Genomic DNA, 13,807 nt, shown 5'->3' on the forward strand with positions numbered 1-13,807 from the left:
GCTACGCTTCAGTGGTTAGGCGACCACTGAAGCTCAATCAAGCGCCGCTCTTCTTCCGGTGCCAACAGCGGGCCGGCGATCATTTTATCCAGAGTGTCATCCAACGCCGAGCCGCCACTGGCCGTTTGATAGCGGTCCCCCGAAACCGTATCGGCCAACTCCAGACGCACGGCTAAATCCCATTCCTCGGTACCGGCACCGCTTCGGCACGCAATGTTTTCAGAACGCCCGGCATCACCCTGCACCCGAAACTGGCGGCAATATTCTCCGTCGTGATTCACGAACGTCAGCCGCGGTGTCAGCTGCTCTCCGCTCGCCAAGGTATAGTTCGTGCCGCTGGGCGTTGATTCCAGTACCTGCGCCACCTCCCGCCAGGAGGCATCCGCATCCATCGTAGGCAGCGACAGCCACTGAGCCAAGGCAAAGCCACCGACCAAAGCGGCCGCAATGGCCTTCCCGGTATGAGCGCGAAGCCGTTCCCGTAGCAGCAAGCGAATCACGTTGTTCGGGGGTTGTTCCGGCTGATTGTCGGTCACGCCCAACAACTGTGTGATGGCCGCAGGCAGCGGCCGGTCGTCGATTTCTCCGTAGTGCGCCTGCAATGCCTGATCAACCATCGACAACTCACTCAGACGAGCTGCCAACGCGGGCTCCACCGCTAAACGTTCACGCATCTGCTGCATTTCCTCGGCGAGTAATTCGCCATCCAGAAAGGCAGAGAGTTTTTCATCCAAGTTGGTCATTGCTCGATCCTCGTTGTTCCAGGCGCCAGCGCCTCGCTTAATGCGCCGCGCGCACGAGCCAGCCGGCTCATTACTGTACCTTTGGGCACCGACAGAATGTCAGCGACAGCCTGATAAGACAGCCCCTGAACCGCCACCAGCGATATGATCTGGCGTTGGTCTTCCGGTAGCTGGCTCATCGCCTGATCCACCCGGTTGACCTCCATTTCATTGGCTACCTGCTTGTCGCCATCGAAGACCTGACCTTCGCTGAGCTCCGGGTGCTCAGTCGCTTCGCGACGAACTTTCCGAGCCCGACACTCGTCTATCCAGACGTTACGGCACACCCGGAATGCCCAACGGGTAATATCGGCATCATCCGGACGCGGCCGGCTCAACAGTCGCTCTACCGTGTTTTGAAGCAGATCATCTGCATCCGCGGCAGAACCGCTCAACGAATAGGCGAAGCGTCTCAAACTCGGCAGTAGTTCCGTAATTTCCTGTCGCATGGCGCCCTTTATCGATATGTGTTACCTGTACAACGAGTCAAAGCCGGATTTATTCCCTGTGATCGGGAATAATTTTTCTATCCAACCGTTGTTCTGTTAGAAACTCTTCTTTACGTGGATCTACACGATGATTAAGCGACCAACGTTCCACTGGCTGATGTTGCTGGCCTTGCCGCTGACCCCGGGATTGGCTCAAGGCGCCGGCCCCGGCGACCTAATTGACGGGCGAATTGACAGCATTACCGAACAAATCGAGCGGCGGGCGGAAGCACTGGTGGAGCGCAAGATCACGGAGCGTACTCACGAGCGCATCGTTAACGCCGACGAGCTACCGGAACAGTTGCAAAGACAACTGTCAGACCTGTTGCCGGTCCGCACCCGTAATGGCGACACCGCTTTCTACGAAGCTCGCCAGAGCGATGGTTCGCGAGCGGTAGCGAGGCAATGGCTGACCACGGCCACAGAAAGTGAACTGGACCTGCTTCGGCGCCCCGGCATCACGATCCTTGAGCAACAGAAGCTCGAAGGCTTGGGGCTGAGGGTGGTGCGATTTCGGGTCCGTCCGGATATGGACTCCAGAGCAGCCCTGCAAGAACTTCTTCCGGAGTTATCCGAACGGCTCGACCGTAACCATATTTACAGCCCGCAAAGTCGTTCTTCCCGCACAGCTCCGGCGAACGAGGTGCCAGCCGTGTCTATGCTTTGTACGGATTCCGTTCGAATCGGCATGGTGGATACGGTCATCAGCAACGAACACCCTGCGTTTAGCCAGGCTGACATCGTTCAGAAACCGTTTTTAACGGTGCAGAATCAGACCGGTGAACTGACAGCACCTCGGGCCCACGGCACCGCCGTTGCCAGCGTGCTGGTGGGGGCATCAACGCCGCAAACCCAACCTCGGTTACCTGGCGCGACTCTTTTTAACGCATCGGTGTTTTACGAGGGCTCTGAGGCAACTTCGGGAGCGACTCTCGCTCATTTACTGGACGGGTTAAACTGGCTGGCGAAACAAAACACATCGGTCATTAATATCAGCCTGACTGGCCCGGACAACCAGATTCTGGCTGCCGCCATCAAGCGTTTGCAGCAGAGGGGCCCTTTATTGGTAGCGGCTGTGGGCAACGAAGGACCCGCGGCGCCACCGCTGTACCCTGCAGCGTATGAGGGCGTGATCGGTGTGACGGCGGTGGATAACGCGAGAGCGTTATACCGGTGGGCAAACCGGGGAGAGCACGTGTCCTTCGCCGCTTTGGGTGTTGACGTTCCGGTTGCCCACCCGAACGGCGGTTTGGTTCAAGATAGCGGCACCTCGTTGGCGGCCCCGGTGGTCACTGCCCTACTCGCCTGTTCATTACCACGGTTGAGCAAAGCCCAAGCGATACAAGTGCTGATCAACAAGGCTGAAGATCTGGGTGACGAGGGCCGTGACCCGAGTTTTGGCCACGGCTTCCTCGATGATCAATCCGAGCGGTTCAGAAATCAGCCCGAAGGGTAACGCCCGCCACGGTTTTATCGTAATCCGCAGACTCTACGTTTGAGGTGTAATGGCCGTAGGATACCTTTGGCTCGAGGCTAAGCACTTCGTTCAGCCCAATCCGCCAGCCGGCTTCCACAATCCAGGCTTGGTCTGCGCGCTGCTCCGAAGTGCGTTCCTGTAAATCTTCGGTAAACGGATTGCTCAACAAGGGTTCATCAGCCGCGATCACCACCTCATCGTACTCACGGTCTTCGTAACGCCATTTCAACCGCAGGCGATTTTCCTGATCCGCCATCTGGAACTTGTGCACCCAACTTACACGCACACGAATGAGCCGGTTGTCATAGGCATCGGCCTCTGCGTCTTCCTGATCCCCGTCTATACCGAACAGCAGGTGGCTGCGGGCATCGTTGAAGAAGAAAAAGGCATCAAAACTGGCGCCTTTAATGTCGGCATCCCGCGCGTCGCTGTCCTCAAATTCTTTGGTTTTGTCCTGCAGACTCACCATCAGGTATGTGCTATCCCCCAGAAGGCTGCCGAGGTAAACGCTGGTGCGCGTGAAATCCAAAAACGGATCCGAATCTAAAGTGGCGTGGGAATAGTGGTAACTCGCACCCACAGTAACCGGATCAAAATCGTAACTCAGATCCGCAGAGGCCAGATGGATATCCTGATCGAATTCGTCGTAGGTTTGGTAGCGGCTACCGGACACCGAATAGTCCAGTGCCAGGTTCAGTGCCTTGGTGGGTTTTAAAATGGCTTCCAGCCCGGCATCGAAGACCCAGGCTTCATCGCTGTTATCTGAAGAACTGTTCAGTTCGTCAACCGTCAGGTTGTTGTCGTGCTCCATGCCAGCCGCCACATGACCGTTCAGTTCGGCATGCTCCGATGCCCAGAGCGCAGAGGCTGACACAGCCATAGCGACCGCAAGTGGCAGCTTATAAAGGGGTTGTTTTACTCGCATGACAGGGTTCTCCTGGCCAGAAAAAAGCCGGGCCTGTACCGGCCCGGCTATCATTAAACGGCGTGATTAGAGTACTCCGCCACTGGTGGAGCCTTTCACAGCTCCTTTAACGGAATTACGGACTTCGCCTTTCACGGAATCCGAAACGGAGGTACCAATTTGCTGATTGGTTTCAACGCGAATTTCAGAGCTGCGCGCTTCGTTCACGCGATCTTTTGCAGCCGCTCGCTTTTCGGCAGCCTTGCTCACAGCGGCATCGGCTGTGGCGTTGGCTTTACCTTTGGCTTTCTGGCCCGCTTCAACACCAGCACTCACCGCGGCATTTGTTTTCTGGCGTGCTTCGTTGCTGGCAGCCTGGCCTTGCTCAGAAGCTTCGCGACGCGCGGCCTCACCGTTCACATTGCCCTGCGCAGACGCTGATCCGCTGCCCTGAGCTGAAACGCCCTCGTTACCATTGGCGCTGGCGCTCATGTTTGCATCGGCCTGAACGTTAGCGGAAGCGGCTCCCTCAGCAGCAAGTGCGCTGGTAGAAAGGATAGAACAGATCGCAAAAGTCAAAATGTGCTTTTTCATAATTTCGTCCTCCTTTGGATGAACCCTTATGGGCAGTTTTCATCAGGAAGACGACTGGGCTGAAACTTTATTCCCAAAAAAATAAAACTTTTTTGAAAACGTCGCTCAGCTCTCGTTCATCGCTCGCTCAATTCGCTTATCCGGCACCAACCACAACAAAGCCAGCCCTACATATATAGCCTGCGCCGCCCAGTGAAACACGAACGACAACCCGGCGCCGGTCAGGTATAGGACCATGGACAACTTGCCTTTCCAGTCTTCGCCAATGGCTTTACGAAGAACAGAGCTGCAACCATCCGTCGCCATGATGCAGCGTTGCAGGATGTGATAAGAAATGGCCGCCATAAACAACACCACGCCATAGATGGCCGTTGGCAGCGCCTCAAAATGATTGCCGCCCATCCAGGCGGTAGAGAAAGGAAACAGCGAGAGCTAGAAGAGCAGGTTCAGGTTCGCCCAAAGTACTGCACCCGACGGGCGCCCCGCTGCATGCAGCAAGTGATGATGGTTATTCCAGTAAATGCCAACGTAAACGAAGCTGAGAACGTAACTCAGAAAATTCGGTAACAATGCAACCAACGAATCCATATCCGAACCATCTGGCACCTGCAATTCCAGCACCATGATGGTGATGATGATGGCCAACACACCATCACTAAACGCTTCTAACCTACCCTTTCCCATCAATACATCGCGTTTGTTATACCGGCAATTTCCGGCAAATGTATAAAAATCATGAAATCATCGTAATTGGCTGTCTTTACTGCCTCGCCGGTTGATGCCGCCCGTGCCGCTGCCCTTGGTTTCTAATTTCGACTGACAGGCGATGCACAGCTGAACGCCGGGAATGGCTGTGCGCCTTCCTTCTGGAATGGGTTCGTCACACTCAATACAGAACTCAGCGCTTTCTCCGGAGTGGAGATTACTCCGAGCCTGTTCGACTGCGTCTTCAACGGTGGCATCTATCTGATCTTGTACGGCTCCGTCTCGAGCCCAACCGCCGGCCATGTCAATCACCTGCTAGTTGCTGTTTTTAAAAGAAACATGTTGAAAGTTCGGGTTATCCACACACACTTCGAGCGATGAGATGAGGTCTAACGGAATCAAACGAACGACACCGTTGGAATCCACTTTGATGCATTCGTCTCTGCGCTCATCGTACGCTGTATCCACTCCGACACCTTCAACCACTTCGCCTGATGTCATCACTAGCTTGATCGGATACCGATACATACAGGCTATTTCTATGTAGTCCTGCTGATCACACGTCATCATTGCTCTCACCATTCAGTGACTGCGTTGCCAGATTCTGACCTATACCGCATGAACACTCGTTTTCCTTCGTCAGCCTTTAATCGCATGCAGAATACGGATGATTTCCTCTTTGTTGAGATACCCCGGTACGGCATAAGTTCCGTGAGCTTCCTTCATGGCCGCATCAGCAATCACCGAGAAGTGCTGTTCGTCCATACCGTCTACTTCAAGGTGCATAGGCAGCGCCCGCAATAAGTCTTTCACCCGCTGGATCAGTTTATCTGCAGCCTCCTCGTCGGTATTCGCCTCAAACCCACAAAGTCGCGCCAGCGCTGCCAAACGGCCGGCGGCAAAGGGGCGGTTCACTTCCAATACGTGCGGCAACACGATCGCGTTGGCACGGCCGTGAGGTACGCCATATTGAGTTCCCAATTGATGCGCTATTGCATGGACATAGCCCAACCCGGTTTTATTGAGTGCCAAGCCACCGTAGTTTGCCGCCAGCGCCATCGCTTCACGAGCGGCGAGGTCTTGCCCGTTGTCACAGGCCCGCTCTAGATTTTGCAGGACGAGTTTCACGCCAGAACCAGAGTACATCTCGGTTTCTTCGTTGGAAAAATCACTGATCCAGGACTCCAGGCAGTGGGTCAGTGCATCGATTCCTGTGTCTGCGGTAACCGTCTTGGGCATTCCGGCCATAATTTCAGAATCAAGCGCGGCAGCCAGGGGCACGACTTTGGGGTCGATCACCAGATTTTTGATGTGGGTTTTTTCGTCTGAGATGACAGCACCGATCGTTACCTCAGAGCCGGTGCCTGCGGTGGTTGGAATAACAAACAGAGGCAACGCCGGCTTGCGAGCTTTAATAACTCCCACGAGCTCTTGAGGCGTTTTTTTGTTGTTAGCAGCGAGTGCGATCACCTTTGCCGCATCAATCGACGAGCCCCCGCCCACCGCCAAGACCGCATCGCAATTATTCTCTCTGAGCATGGCGAGGCCATTTTGGACCACGCTGAAGTCTGGGTCTGGCAGCACCCCGCTATACACAGCCGCTTCAACACCTAACTCACTAAGCTTTTGCTGCAGAGGGTTCACAACACCCAACTCAAACAATGCGGCATCGGTGACGATCAACACCTTGTTTAAGCCATGGCGCGCAATATGCTCTAGTAGCTGAAAACGAGCCTGCCCACCCAAAAACATGTAGGGCACGGGGGCGGGGATCAGCTTCACGACCAGTTTGAGTGCGGACAACTGCGCTTTAGAGCGCGCGACGGTAATTTTCTCGAAAATCATAGGTAGCTGCTTTAGTTAGCATGTTGAGTATTAGCCATTAAATATAGCCAAAAACGCTAACCTTGCTCACAAAGCTACTATTTTCAGGAAATTTCGAGGGAGGGGAGAAATTAAGTGCCCCGGGTGGTTCCGGGGCACTTTTACTGCAGGCTTACTTTACTTTCGGGTCCAGCTCACCAGCCTCGTAACGCTCAAACATTTGCTCGAGGTTCAGCGGCTTAATCTTGCTGGCCTGACCGGCACAGCCGAAGGCTTCGTAGCGAGCAACACAAATGTCGGTCATCGCTACCATGGTGGCCTTCAGGAATTTACGCGGGTCAAACTCGGCTGGGTTCTGCGCCATGAAGCGACGAACCGCGCCGGTGCTTGCCAAGCGCAAGTCGGTGTCGATGTTTACTTTACGCACGCCGTGCTTGATGCCTTCAACGATTTCTTCGACCGGTACACCGTAGGTTTCCGGGATTTCACCGCCGAATTCGTTGATTACTTTCAGCCATTCCTGGGGTACGGAGCTGGAGCCGTGCATGACCAGGTGGGTATCGGGGATGCGCTTGTGGATCGCTTTGATCTGCTCGATCGCCAGGATGTCGCCCGTTGGTGGACGGGTGAACTTGTAGGCGCCGTGGCTGGTGCCGATGGCGATGGCCAATGCGTCTACGTGGGTTTTTTCCACGAAGTCTGCCGCTTCTTCCGGGTCGGTCAGCATCTGGTCCATGTCCAGGGTGCCTTCGGCGCCAATGCCGTCTTCTTCACCGGCTTGGCCGGTTTCCAGAGAGCCCAGGCAGCCCAGTTCGCCTTCTACGGAAACACCGCACGCGTGCGCCATTTCGACTGTGCGGCGAGTGACGTCTACGTTGTATTCGTAGCTGGTCGGGGTTTTGCCGTCTTCACCCAGCGATCCGTCCATCATGACGGAGCTGAAGCCAAGCTGGATGGAGCGCTGGCATACGGCCGGGCTGGTGCCGTGGTCCTGGTGCATTACCACTGGGATGTGCGGCCATTCTTCGATGGCGGCCAGGATCAGGTGACGCAGGAAGGGCGCGCCGGCGTATTTGCGGGCACCGGCAGAGGCCTGAACAATAACTGGGGAGTCGGTTTTGTCGGCGGCTTCCATGATGGCGCGCATTTGTTCGAGGTTGTTTACGTTAAAGGCTGGCACACCGTAACCATGCTCGGCGGCGTGGTCCAGAAGTTGCCGCAGCGATATCAGGGCCATGGGTTGTCTCCTTCATTAGACTATTAATGTTTGGAGCAGACTGCTATCTGGGAGTCTGCTGCGGATGAAGGGGGAACGGTTTCGCGGAACCGCTACGAGCACATCCATGTGCGCTTCTCTCAGGCCATCCTTGGCCTTCGAAATTCCGCGAAACCGTTCCCCCTCCCTCCTTGCGATTCTTACTTGTTTCTATGCCATCCTTTTTTCAGTTATGACTGAAATCAGGCGCCTCTTTCTTCCAGCACAGCTACTGCCGGCAGGGTTTTGCCTTCTACGAATTCCAGGAAGGCACCGCCGCCAGTTGAGATGTAGGAGATCTTGTCAGCTATATCGTATTTGTCAACGGCTGCCACGGTGTCTCCGCCGCCGGCCAGTGAGAAGGCATCGCTTTGGGCGATGGCTTCAGCGAGGGCTTTGGTGCCGTTGCCGAACTGGTCGAATTCGAATACGCCAACCGGGCCGTTCCAGAGGATAGTTTTGGCGTTCTTAAGCAGTTCAGCAAATTGGCCAGCAGTTTCCGGGCCTACGTCGAGGATCATGTCGTCGGCGGTTACGTCGGAGATGTTTCTGACGGTTGCAGTGGCGGTTTCGGCGAATTCGCTGGCAACGACTACGTCAACCGGCAGCGGGATTTCTACGCGACTGGCGATGTCTTTGGCGGTGTCGATCAGGTCGTGTTCGCACAGGGATTTACCAACCGGGTGGCCTGCGGCCGCCAGGAAGGTGTTGGCGATGCCGCCGCCTACGATGATCTGGTCGCAGACTTTTTCCAATGCGTTGAGTACGTCCAGTTTGGTGGAGACTTTGGAGCCACCAACGATGGCAACCACGGGTTTGGCCGGGTTATCCAGAGCTTTACCAAGAGCGTCTAGTTCTGCCGCCAGCAGCGGGCCAGCGCAAGCTTCAGGGGCAAATTTGGCCACACCGTGGGTGGAAGCCTGGGCGCGGTGAGCGGTGCCGAAGGCGTCCATCACGTAGATGTCGCACAGGGCCGCATATTGCTTGGCCAGGTCTTCGTTGTCTTTCTTTTCGCCTTTGTTGAAGCGCACGTTCTCGAACAGAACGACTTCGCCATCGGCCACTTCAACACCGCCGAGGTAATCTTTAATCAGGCGAACTTCCTGACCCAGCATGGTGGACAGGTGGTCGGCTACCGGTTTCATGGAAGACGCTTCGTCGTATACGCCTTCTTCCGGACGGCCGAGATGGGACATCAGCATGACTTTCGCGCCGGCGTCTTTCGCTGCTTTGATGGTGGGCAGTGAGGCACGGATGCGGGCATCGCTGGATACTTTGCCGTCTTTCACCGGTACGTTCAGGTCTTCACGAATCAGAACCCGCTTGCCGGCGAGGTTCAGGTCAGTCATTTTTTTGATGGCCATAATCAAGGTCCGTAGTTATGGATTCAGTCGTATCTTGGGTGGGGACTGGCCCCGTTGTATGCATCAAGGTTTACTTAGCCAAGCCTGGCTGACATTCAGCATTCGGTTGGCGAAGCCCCATTCGTTATCAAACCAGCACAGCACCTTCACCATGGTGCCGCCGGTCACTCGTGTCTGCCCGCCATCAACCACTCCGGAATGGGAGTCGTGGTTAAAGTCGGAACTCGCCAGCAGTTCATCAGTGTAGTCAAGAATGCCTGCAAGCGGCCCTTCGGCGACGTTTTTCAGGAGCTGGTTTACGGCCGCTACGTCGGTGCTTTCGCTCACATTCACGACCATATCGATAGCCGACACGTTCAGTGTGGGCACTCGAATGGCCACGGAACTGAAACGGCCTTCCATGTGCGGTAACAACCGTTCAATGCCACGAGCCAAGCCGGTATCGACAGGCACCATATTGTGCAGCGCACTGCGAGTTCGGCGCAGGTCCTGATGGTGGTAGGCGTCGATCACTGGCTGGTCGTTCATCGCGGCGTGGATGGTGGTGGTACTGCCCTGCTCTACACCGAAGGCGTCGTCCAGCACTTTGATTACCGGCACCAGGCAATTGGTGGTGCAGGAACCGGCAGCAACAATGACATCTTCTTGGGTCAGAGCGTTGTCGTTAATGCCATACACCACAGTGCGGTCTACATCCGCTTCACCCGGCTGCGAGAACAACAAGCGTTTGGCACCGGAGGCAATGTGCTTTTCTGCGGTTGCCCGGTCGGAATAGGCTCCGGAACATTCCAGAACCAGATCCACATCCAGCAATCGCCAGGGCAGATCTTCCGGGTCCGGGTGGCGCAGCACTCGGATACGGTCACCGTTCACCACCAAGTCATTGCCGTCCACAGCCACCTTTCCGTTGAGCCGCCCGTGGGTGGAATCGTATTTGGTCAGGTGGGCAATGGTGTCGATGTCCGACAACTCGTTAATCGCGACCACCTGCAGGTGGTCGCGGAAGCCGTTCTCATACAACGCTCGCAACACGCACTGGCCGATACGGCCGTACCCGTTGATAGCAATTCGAAAAGGCTTTGAGTTGCTCATTAAGCGTCCAGCAGTTCAGCAGCCACTTCGAGGATGTTTTCGACAGTGAAGCCGAATTCCTTGAACAGCTCACCGGCAGGCGCAGACTCACCGAAGGTGGTCATGCCTACAACCCGACCGTCCAGGCCAACGTACTTGTACCAGTAGTCAGCGATGCTGGCTTCGATAGCAATGCGGTTGGTCACTTCCAGCGGCAGTACTTGCTGCTTGTATTCAGCGCTCTGGGCATCGAACACGTCAGTAGACGGCATGGAAACCACACGGACGGCTTTACCCTGCTCACGCAGTTTGCCGGCCACGTCTTGCGCCAGACCTACTTCGGAGCCGGTGGCAATCAGAATCAGCTCAGGTGTGCCTTCGCTGTCGGACAGCACGTAGCCACCTTTAGCAACGTTCGCCAGCTGCTCGGCGTCACGATCCTGATGCGGCAGACCTTGGCGGGAGAACACCATGGCCGTAGGGCCATCGTTACGCTCCAGCGCAGATTTCCATGCAACCGCAGATTCAACCGCATCGGCCGGGCGCCAGGTGCTCATGTTCGGTGTGGTGCGCAGGCTGGCCAGCTGCTCAATCGGCTGGTGAGTCGGGCCGTCTTCACCCAGACCGATAGAGTCGTGGGTAAATACGAAGATGGAGCGCTGCTTCATCAGTGCCGCCATGCGCACGGCGTTACGGCAGTATTCCATGAAGATCAGGAAGGTGGCGCCGTAAGGCACAAAGCCCCCGTGCAGAGCCATACCGTTCATGATCGCGGCCATGCCGAACTCACGCACACCGTAATAGATGTAGTTGCCAGAGGCGTCGTCTTTGGTCACACCTTTACAGCCAGACCAGATGGTCAGGTTGGAACCGGCCAGGTCGGCAGAGCCGCCCATCAGTTCCGGCAGAAGCGGGCCGTAGGCGTTCAAAGCATTCTGGGAGGCCTTTCGGGAAGCGATGGTGTCGCCCTTGTCCTGGCATTCCTGAATGTAGGCTTGCGCTTTCTCAGCGAAATCTGCAGGCAGCTCACCCGCCATACGGCGCTTGAACTCAGCCGCCAGTTCTGGCTCCGCCTTTTCATAGGCCGCGAACTTCTCATTCCAGGCGCCCTCAGCCGCTGCACCTTTCTCTTTGCCGTTCCAGGCTGCGTAGATGTCTTCAGGCACTTCAAACGCACCGTGCTTCCAGCCCAGCGCTTCACGGGTCAGAGCGATTTCATCGTCACCCAGCGGGGCACCGTGACAATCCTCTTTGCCCTGTTTGTTCGGGGAACCGAAGCCGATGATGGTCTTGCAGCAAATCAGTGTCGGCTGCTCAGTGTTCGCACGCGCAGCTTCGACAGCGGCACGAATAGCGTCTGCATCGTGGCCGTCAACGTTCGGGATAACGTGCCAACCGTAGGATTCAAAACGCTGCGGAGTATTGTCGGTAAACCAGCCTTCCACTTCGCCGTCGATGGAAATGCCGTTGTCGTCGTAGAAAAACACCAGTTTGCCCAAGCCCAAGGTACCGGCCAGAGACGCCACTTCGTGAGAAATACCTTCCATCAGGCAGCCGTCGCCCAGGAATGCATAGGTGTAGTGGTCAACAATGTCGTGACCCGGACGGTTGAACTGCGCCGCCATGGCCTTTTCAGCCAAGGCGAAGCCAACGGCGTTCGCAATACCCTGACCCAGCGGGCCAGTGGTGGTTTCTACACCTGGAGTGTAGCCGTACTCAGGATGCCCCGGTGTTTTCGAGTGCAGCTGACGGAAGTTCTTAATGTCGTCAATCGACACGTCGTACCCGCTCAGGTGCAGCAGGGAGTACTGCAGCATGGAGCCGTGGCCGTTAGACAAAATAAAGCGGTCACGGTTAGCCCATTGCGGGTTAGCCGGGTTATGGCTCAGGTAATCGTTCCACAGTACCTCGGCGATATCTGCCATTCCCATGGGCGCACCCGGGTGGCCGGATTTGGCTTTCTGAACCGCATCCATGCTCAGCGCGCGTATGGCGTTGGCGAGATCTTTACGAGACGGCATTGACAATTCTCCAGTGTTTTTCAGGACAAGACTTCAAGCTGCAAAAACTGCTTAAAAAGAAGGCGCGTATTTTCGCCGATTAGGGTATCCGGGGGCAAATTTCAGACAAGAATAAATCTATATCAAAAAAAATTGATATGGCTATTGATCGATCAACCGAACCCCCCTACACTCTTCCGCCATGACATCACTCAATACACACGCACCCGAAACCTCATCCGTTGAGGCACTGGCACCGATCTTCAAAGCAAGCGGTGACCCTTTACGCCTTGAGATCCTGCGGGTGCTGCGCCGTGACACATTCGGTGTGCTTGAGTTGAGCCAACTGTTTGATATGCGCCAGTCGGGCATGAGCCATCACCTGAAGGTGATGCACAAGGCCGGATTACTGGAGCCCCAGCGGGAAGGCAACGCCATTTTTTACCGTCGTCCTCTGCACCTGGACAGCGTGAAACTGGCGGACCAAGCCATTCGGCAGATTTTTGAGACGGTTGACCGTGTCCCGCTGCCGTCTGCGCTGATCGAAAAAATCGAAGCAATACGCGCGCAACGAGCGGAACAGTCGCAGGCATTTTTCTCGCGCCACTCTGCGCAGTTCCGGGAACAGCAAGAGTTGATTGCTGCGTTTGATTTGTACGCCGACCCAACGGCTGAGCTGATTCGCAAACGAGTGAGCCAACAGAACTGGCAAAGCGTATTGGAGATTGGACCGGGCGAAGGCGGCTTTTTGCCTGTTTTGTCGGAACTTTTCGAGCATGTTGTGGGCCTGGACAACAGCAAAGACATGCTCGCCAAGGCCACCCGTACGTGCATTGAAGAGCGGCTGAACAACGTCGATTTAATCGAAGGCGTAACGGATACCGTGCTGGCCAGCGGCGATGCTTTTGATCTGATTGTGGCCAATATGGTGCTGCACCACGTCCCCAGCCCGGCGGACATATTTCTGGACGCAGCAGCCCTGATGAACAACGGCGGCTGCTTCATTATCAGTGACCTATGCAGCCACGATCAGGATTGGGCAAAAGAAAACTGCGGCGATCTTTGGTTAGGCTTTGAGCCCGAGGAACTGACCGCTTGGGCCGCCGATGCTGGATTGAACGCCGGCGAGCAGCTGTTTATCGGGCTGCGCAACGGCTTCCAGATACAGGTTAGAGAGTTCTGGAAAACCACGAAAATGGCTCGAAACGCACGCACATCACGGAATATCTAAAAAAATTGATATAGAAGTAAGTAGTAATACCTACACCTTAAAAAACGCAAAAACACCTGGCAGATCACCCCTGACGACGCCGGAACGAATTTGAAAACGCTCACAGAGGGAC

General features: G+C 55.7%; 15 protein-coding genes. 2 read left to right on the top strand and 13 right to left on the bottom strand.

Features of this window, described 5'->3' with window-relative positions:
* Nucleotides 1–8: 8 nt before the first annotated feature.
* Together DOQ08_RS07870 and DOQ08_RS07875 are read right to left on the bottom strand one after the other, a co-directional pair.
* Entirely contained in the window at nt 9–743 is a 735-nt protein-coding gene (locus DOQ08_RS07870) for an anti-sigma factor family protein (protein WP_114334356.1), read from the bottom strand.
* Complete coding sequence (locus DOQ08_RS07875) at nt 740–1,231, bottom strand: RNA polymerase sigma factor (RefSeq protein WP_114334357.1); 492 nt, start codon at nt 1,229–1,231, stop codon at nt 740–742. Before DOQ08_RS07875 ends, DOQ08_RS07870 begins: the two co-directional genes overlap by 4 nt.
* A gap of 127 nt (nt 1,232–1,358) precedes the next feature.
* Between DOQ08_RS07875 and DOQ08_RS07880 the strand changes: the two genes are divergently transcribed.
* Nucleotides 1,359–2,726: a S8 family serine peptidase gene (locus DOQ08_RS07880; protein ID WP_114334358.1), complete on the top strand. Its 1,368-nt coding sequence runs from the start codon at nt 1,359–1,361 to the stop codon at nt 2,724–2,726.
* Here DOQ08_RS07880 and DOQ08_RS07885 read toward each other — a convergent pair.
* From DOQ08_RS07885 to tkt, 11 genes are all read right to left on the bottom strand, one after another.
* The gene (locus DOQ08_RS07885; RefSeq protein WP_165823631.1) at nt 2,704–3,672 is read right to left on the bottom strand and encodes a surface lipoprotein assembly modifier; all 969 of its coding nucleotides are present in this window, start codon (nt 3,670–3,672) and stop codon (nt 2,704–2,706) included. The genes DOQ08_RS07880 and DOQ08_RS07885 overlap by 23 nt on opposite strands.
* Before the next feature lie 66 nt (nt 3,673–3,738).
* Nucleotides 3,739–4,245, bottom strand: a complete 507-nt coding sequence (locus tag DOQ08_RS07890; protein ID WP_114334360.1) for a hypothetical protein — start codon at nt 4,243–4,245, stop codon at nt 3,739–3,741.
* Between the two features lie 105 nt (nt 4,246–4,350).
* Nucleotides 4,351–4,590 carry a hypothetical protein gene (locus tag DOQ08_RS15980; RefSeq protein WP_206074809.1) on the bottom strand — a complete coding sequence of 80 codons (240 nt, stop codon included), beginning with the start codon at nt 4,588–4,590 and terminating at the stop codon, nt 4,351–4,353.
* Between the two features lie 87 nt (nt 4,591–4,677).
* Entirely contained in the window at nt 4,678–4,929 is a 252-nt protein-coding gene (locus tag DOQ08_RS15985) for a TMEM175 family protein (RefSeq protein WP_206074810.1), read from the bottom strand.
* A gap of 57 nt (nt 4,930–4,986) precedes the next feature.
* A complete protein-coding gene (locus DOQ08_RS07900; protein WP_114334361.1) occupies nt 4,987–5,253 on the bottom strand; it encodes a DksA/TraR family C4-type zinc finger protein in 267 nt (88 codons plus the stop codon).
* Nucleotides 5,254–5,265: 12 nt separating this feature from the next.
* Nucleotides 5,266–5,520, bottom strand: coding sequence for a Rho-binding antiterminator (locus DOQ08_RS07905; RefSeq protein WP_114334362.1), 255 nt, complete (start codon nt 5,518–5,520; stop codon nt 5,266–5,268).
* Between the two features lie 69 nt (nt 5,521–5,589).
* The gene (locus DOQ08_RS07910; protein ID WP_114334363.1) at nt 5,590–6,795 is read right to left on the bottom strand and encodes an iron-containing alcohol dehydrogenase; all 1,206 of its coding nucleotides are present in this window, start codon (nt 6,793–6,795) and stop codon (nt 5,590–5,592) included.
* A 151-nt stretch (nt 6,796–6,946) separates the two neighbouring features.
* The gene (gene fba / locus DOQ08_RS07915) at nt 6,947–8,011 is read right to left on the bottom strand and encodes a class II fructose-bisphosphate aldolase (RefSeq protein ID WP_114334364.1); all 1,065 of its coding nucleotides are present in this window, start codon (nt 8,009–8,011) and stop codon (nt 6,947–6,949) included.
* A gap of 221 nt (nt 8,012–8,232) precedes the next feature.
* On the bottom strand, nt 8,233–9,393 hold the full coding sequence (locus DOQ08_RS07920) for a phosphoglycerate kinase (RefSeq protein WP_114334365.1): 1,161 nt from the start codon (nt 9,391–9,393) through the stop codon (nt 8,233–8,235).
* Between the two features lie 63 nt (nt 9,394–9,456).
* Entirely contained in the window at nt 9,457–10,485 is a 1,029-nt protein-coding gene (locus DOQ08_RS07925; protein WP_114334366.1) for a type I glyceraldehyde-3-phosphate dehydrogenase, read from the bottom strand.
* Nucleotides 10,485–12,485: a transketolase gene (gene tkt / locus DOQ08_RS07930; RefSeq protein WP_114334367.1), complete on the bottom strand. Its 2,001-nt coding sequence runs from the start codon at nt 12,483–12,485 to the stop codon at nt 10,485–10,487. Before tkt ends, DOQ08_RS07925 begins: the two co-directional genes overlap by 1 nt.
* A gap of 181 nt (nt 12,486–12,666) precedes the next feature.
* Between tkt and DOQ08_RS07935 the strand changes: the two genes are divergently transcribed.
* A complete protein-coding gene (locus DOQ08_RS07935) occupies nt 12,667–13,695 on the top strand; it encodes a metalloregulator ArsR/SmtB family transcription factor (RefSeq protein WP_114334368.1) in 1,029 nt (342 codons plus the stop codon).
* The last annotated feature ends 112 nt before the right edge of the window (nt 13,696–13,807 follow it).

This window comes from Marinobacter litoralis, from assembly GCF_003336705.1.
GTDB lineage: Bacteria > Pseudomonadota > Gammaproteobacteria > Pseudomonadales > Oleiphilaceae > Marinobacter > Marinobacter litoralis.

Coding starts and splice junctions, on each gene's coding strand:
- DOQ08_RS07870 (WP_114334356.1), bottom strand. CDS start 743: ATGACCAACTTGGATGAAAAACTCTCTGCCTTTCTGGATGGCGAATTA.
- DOQ08_RS07875 (WP_114334357.1), bottom strand. CDS start 1,231: ATGCGACAGGAAATTACGGAACTACTGCCGAGTTTGAGACGCTTCGCC.
- DOQ08_RS07880 (WP_114334358.1), top strand. CDS start 1,359: ATGATTAAGCGACCAACGTTCCACTGGCTGATGTTGCTGGCCTTGCCG.
- DOQ08_RS07885 (WP_165823631.1), bottom strand. CDS start 3,672: ATGCGAGTAAAACAACCCCTTTATAAGCTGCCACTTGCGGTCGCTATG.
- DOQ08_RS07890 (WP_114334360.1), bottom strand. CDS start 4,245: ATGAAAAAGCACATTTTGACTTTTGCGATCTGTTCTATCCTTTCTACC.
- DOQ08_RS15980 (WP_206074809.1), bottom strand. CDS start 4,590: ATGGCGGCCATTTCTTATCACATCCTGCAACGCTGCATCATGGCGACG.
- DOQ08_RS15985 (WP_206074810.1), bottom strand. CDS start 4,929: ATGGGAAAGGGTAGGTTAGAAGCGTTTAGTGATGGTGTGTTGGCCATC.
- DOQ08_RS07900 (WP_114334361.1), bottom strand. CDS start 5,253: ATGGCCGGCGGTTGGGCTCGAGACGGAGCCGTACAAGATCAGATAGAT.
- DOQ08_RS07905 (WP_114334362.1), bottom strand. CDS start 5,520: ATGATGACGTGTGATCAGCAGGACTACATAGAAATAGCCTGTATGTAT.
- DOQ08_RS07910 (WP_114334363.1), bottom strand. CDS start 6,795: ATGATTTTCGAGAAAATTACCGTCGCGCGCTCTAAAGCGCAGTTGTCC.
- fba (WP_114334364.1), bottom strand. CDS start 8,011: ATGGCCCTGATATCGCTGCGGCAACTTCTGGACCACGCCGCCGAGCAT.
- DOQ08_RS07920 (WP_114334365.1), bottom strand. CDS start 9,393: ATGGCCATCAAAAAAATGACTGACCTGAACCTCGCCGGCAAGCGGGTT.
- DOQ08_RS07925 (WP_114334366.1), bottom strand. CDS start 10,485: ATGAGCAACTCAAAGCCTTTTCGAATTGCTATCAACGGGTACGGCCGT.
- tkt (WP_114334367.1), bottom strand. CDS start 12,485: ATGCCGTCTCGTAAAGATCTCGCCAACGCCATACGCGCGCTGAGCATG.
- DOQ08_RS07935 (WP_114334368.1), top strand. CDS start 12,667: ATGACATCACTCAATACACACGCACCCGAAACCTCATCCGTTGAGGCA.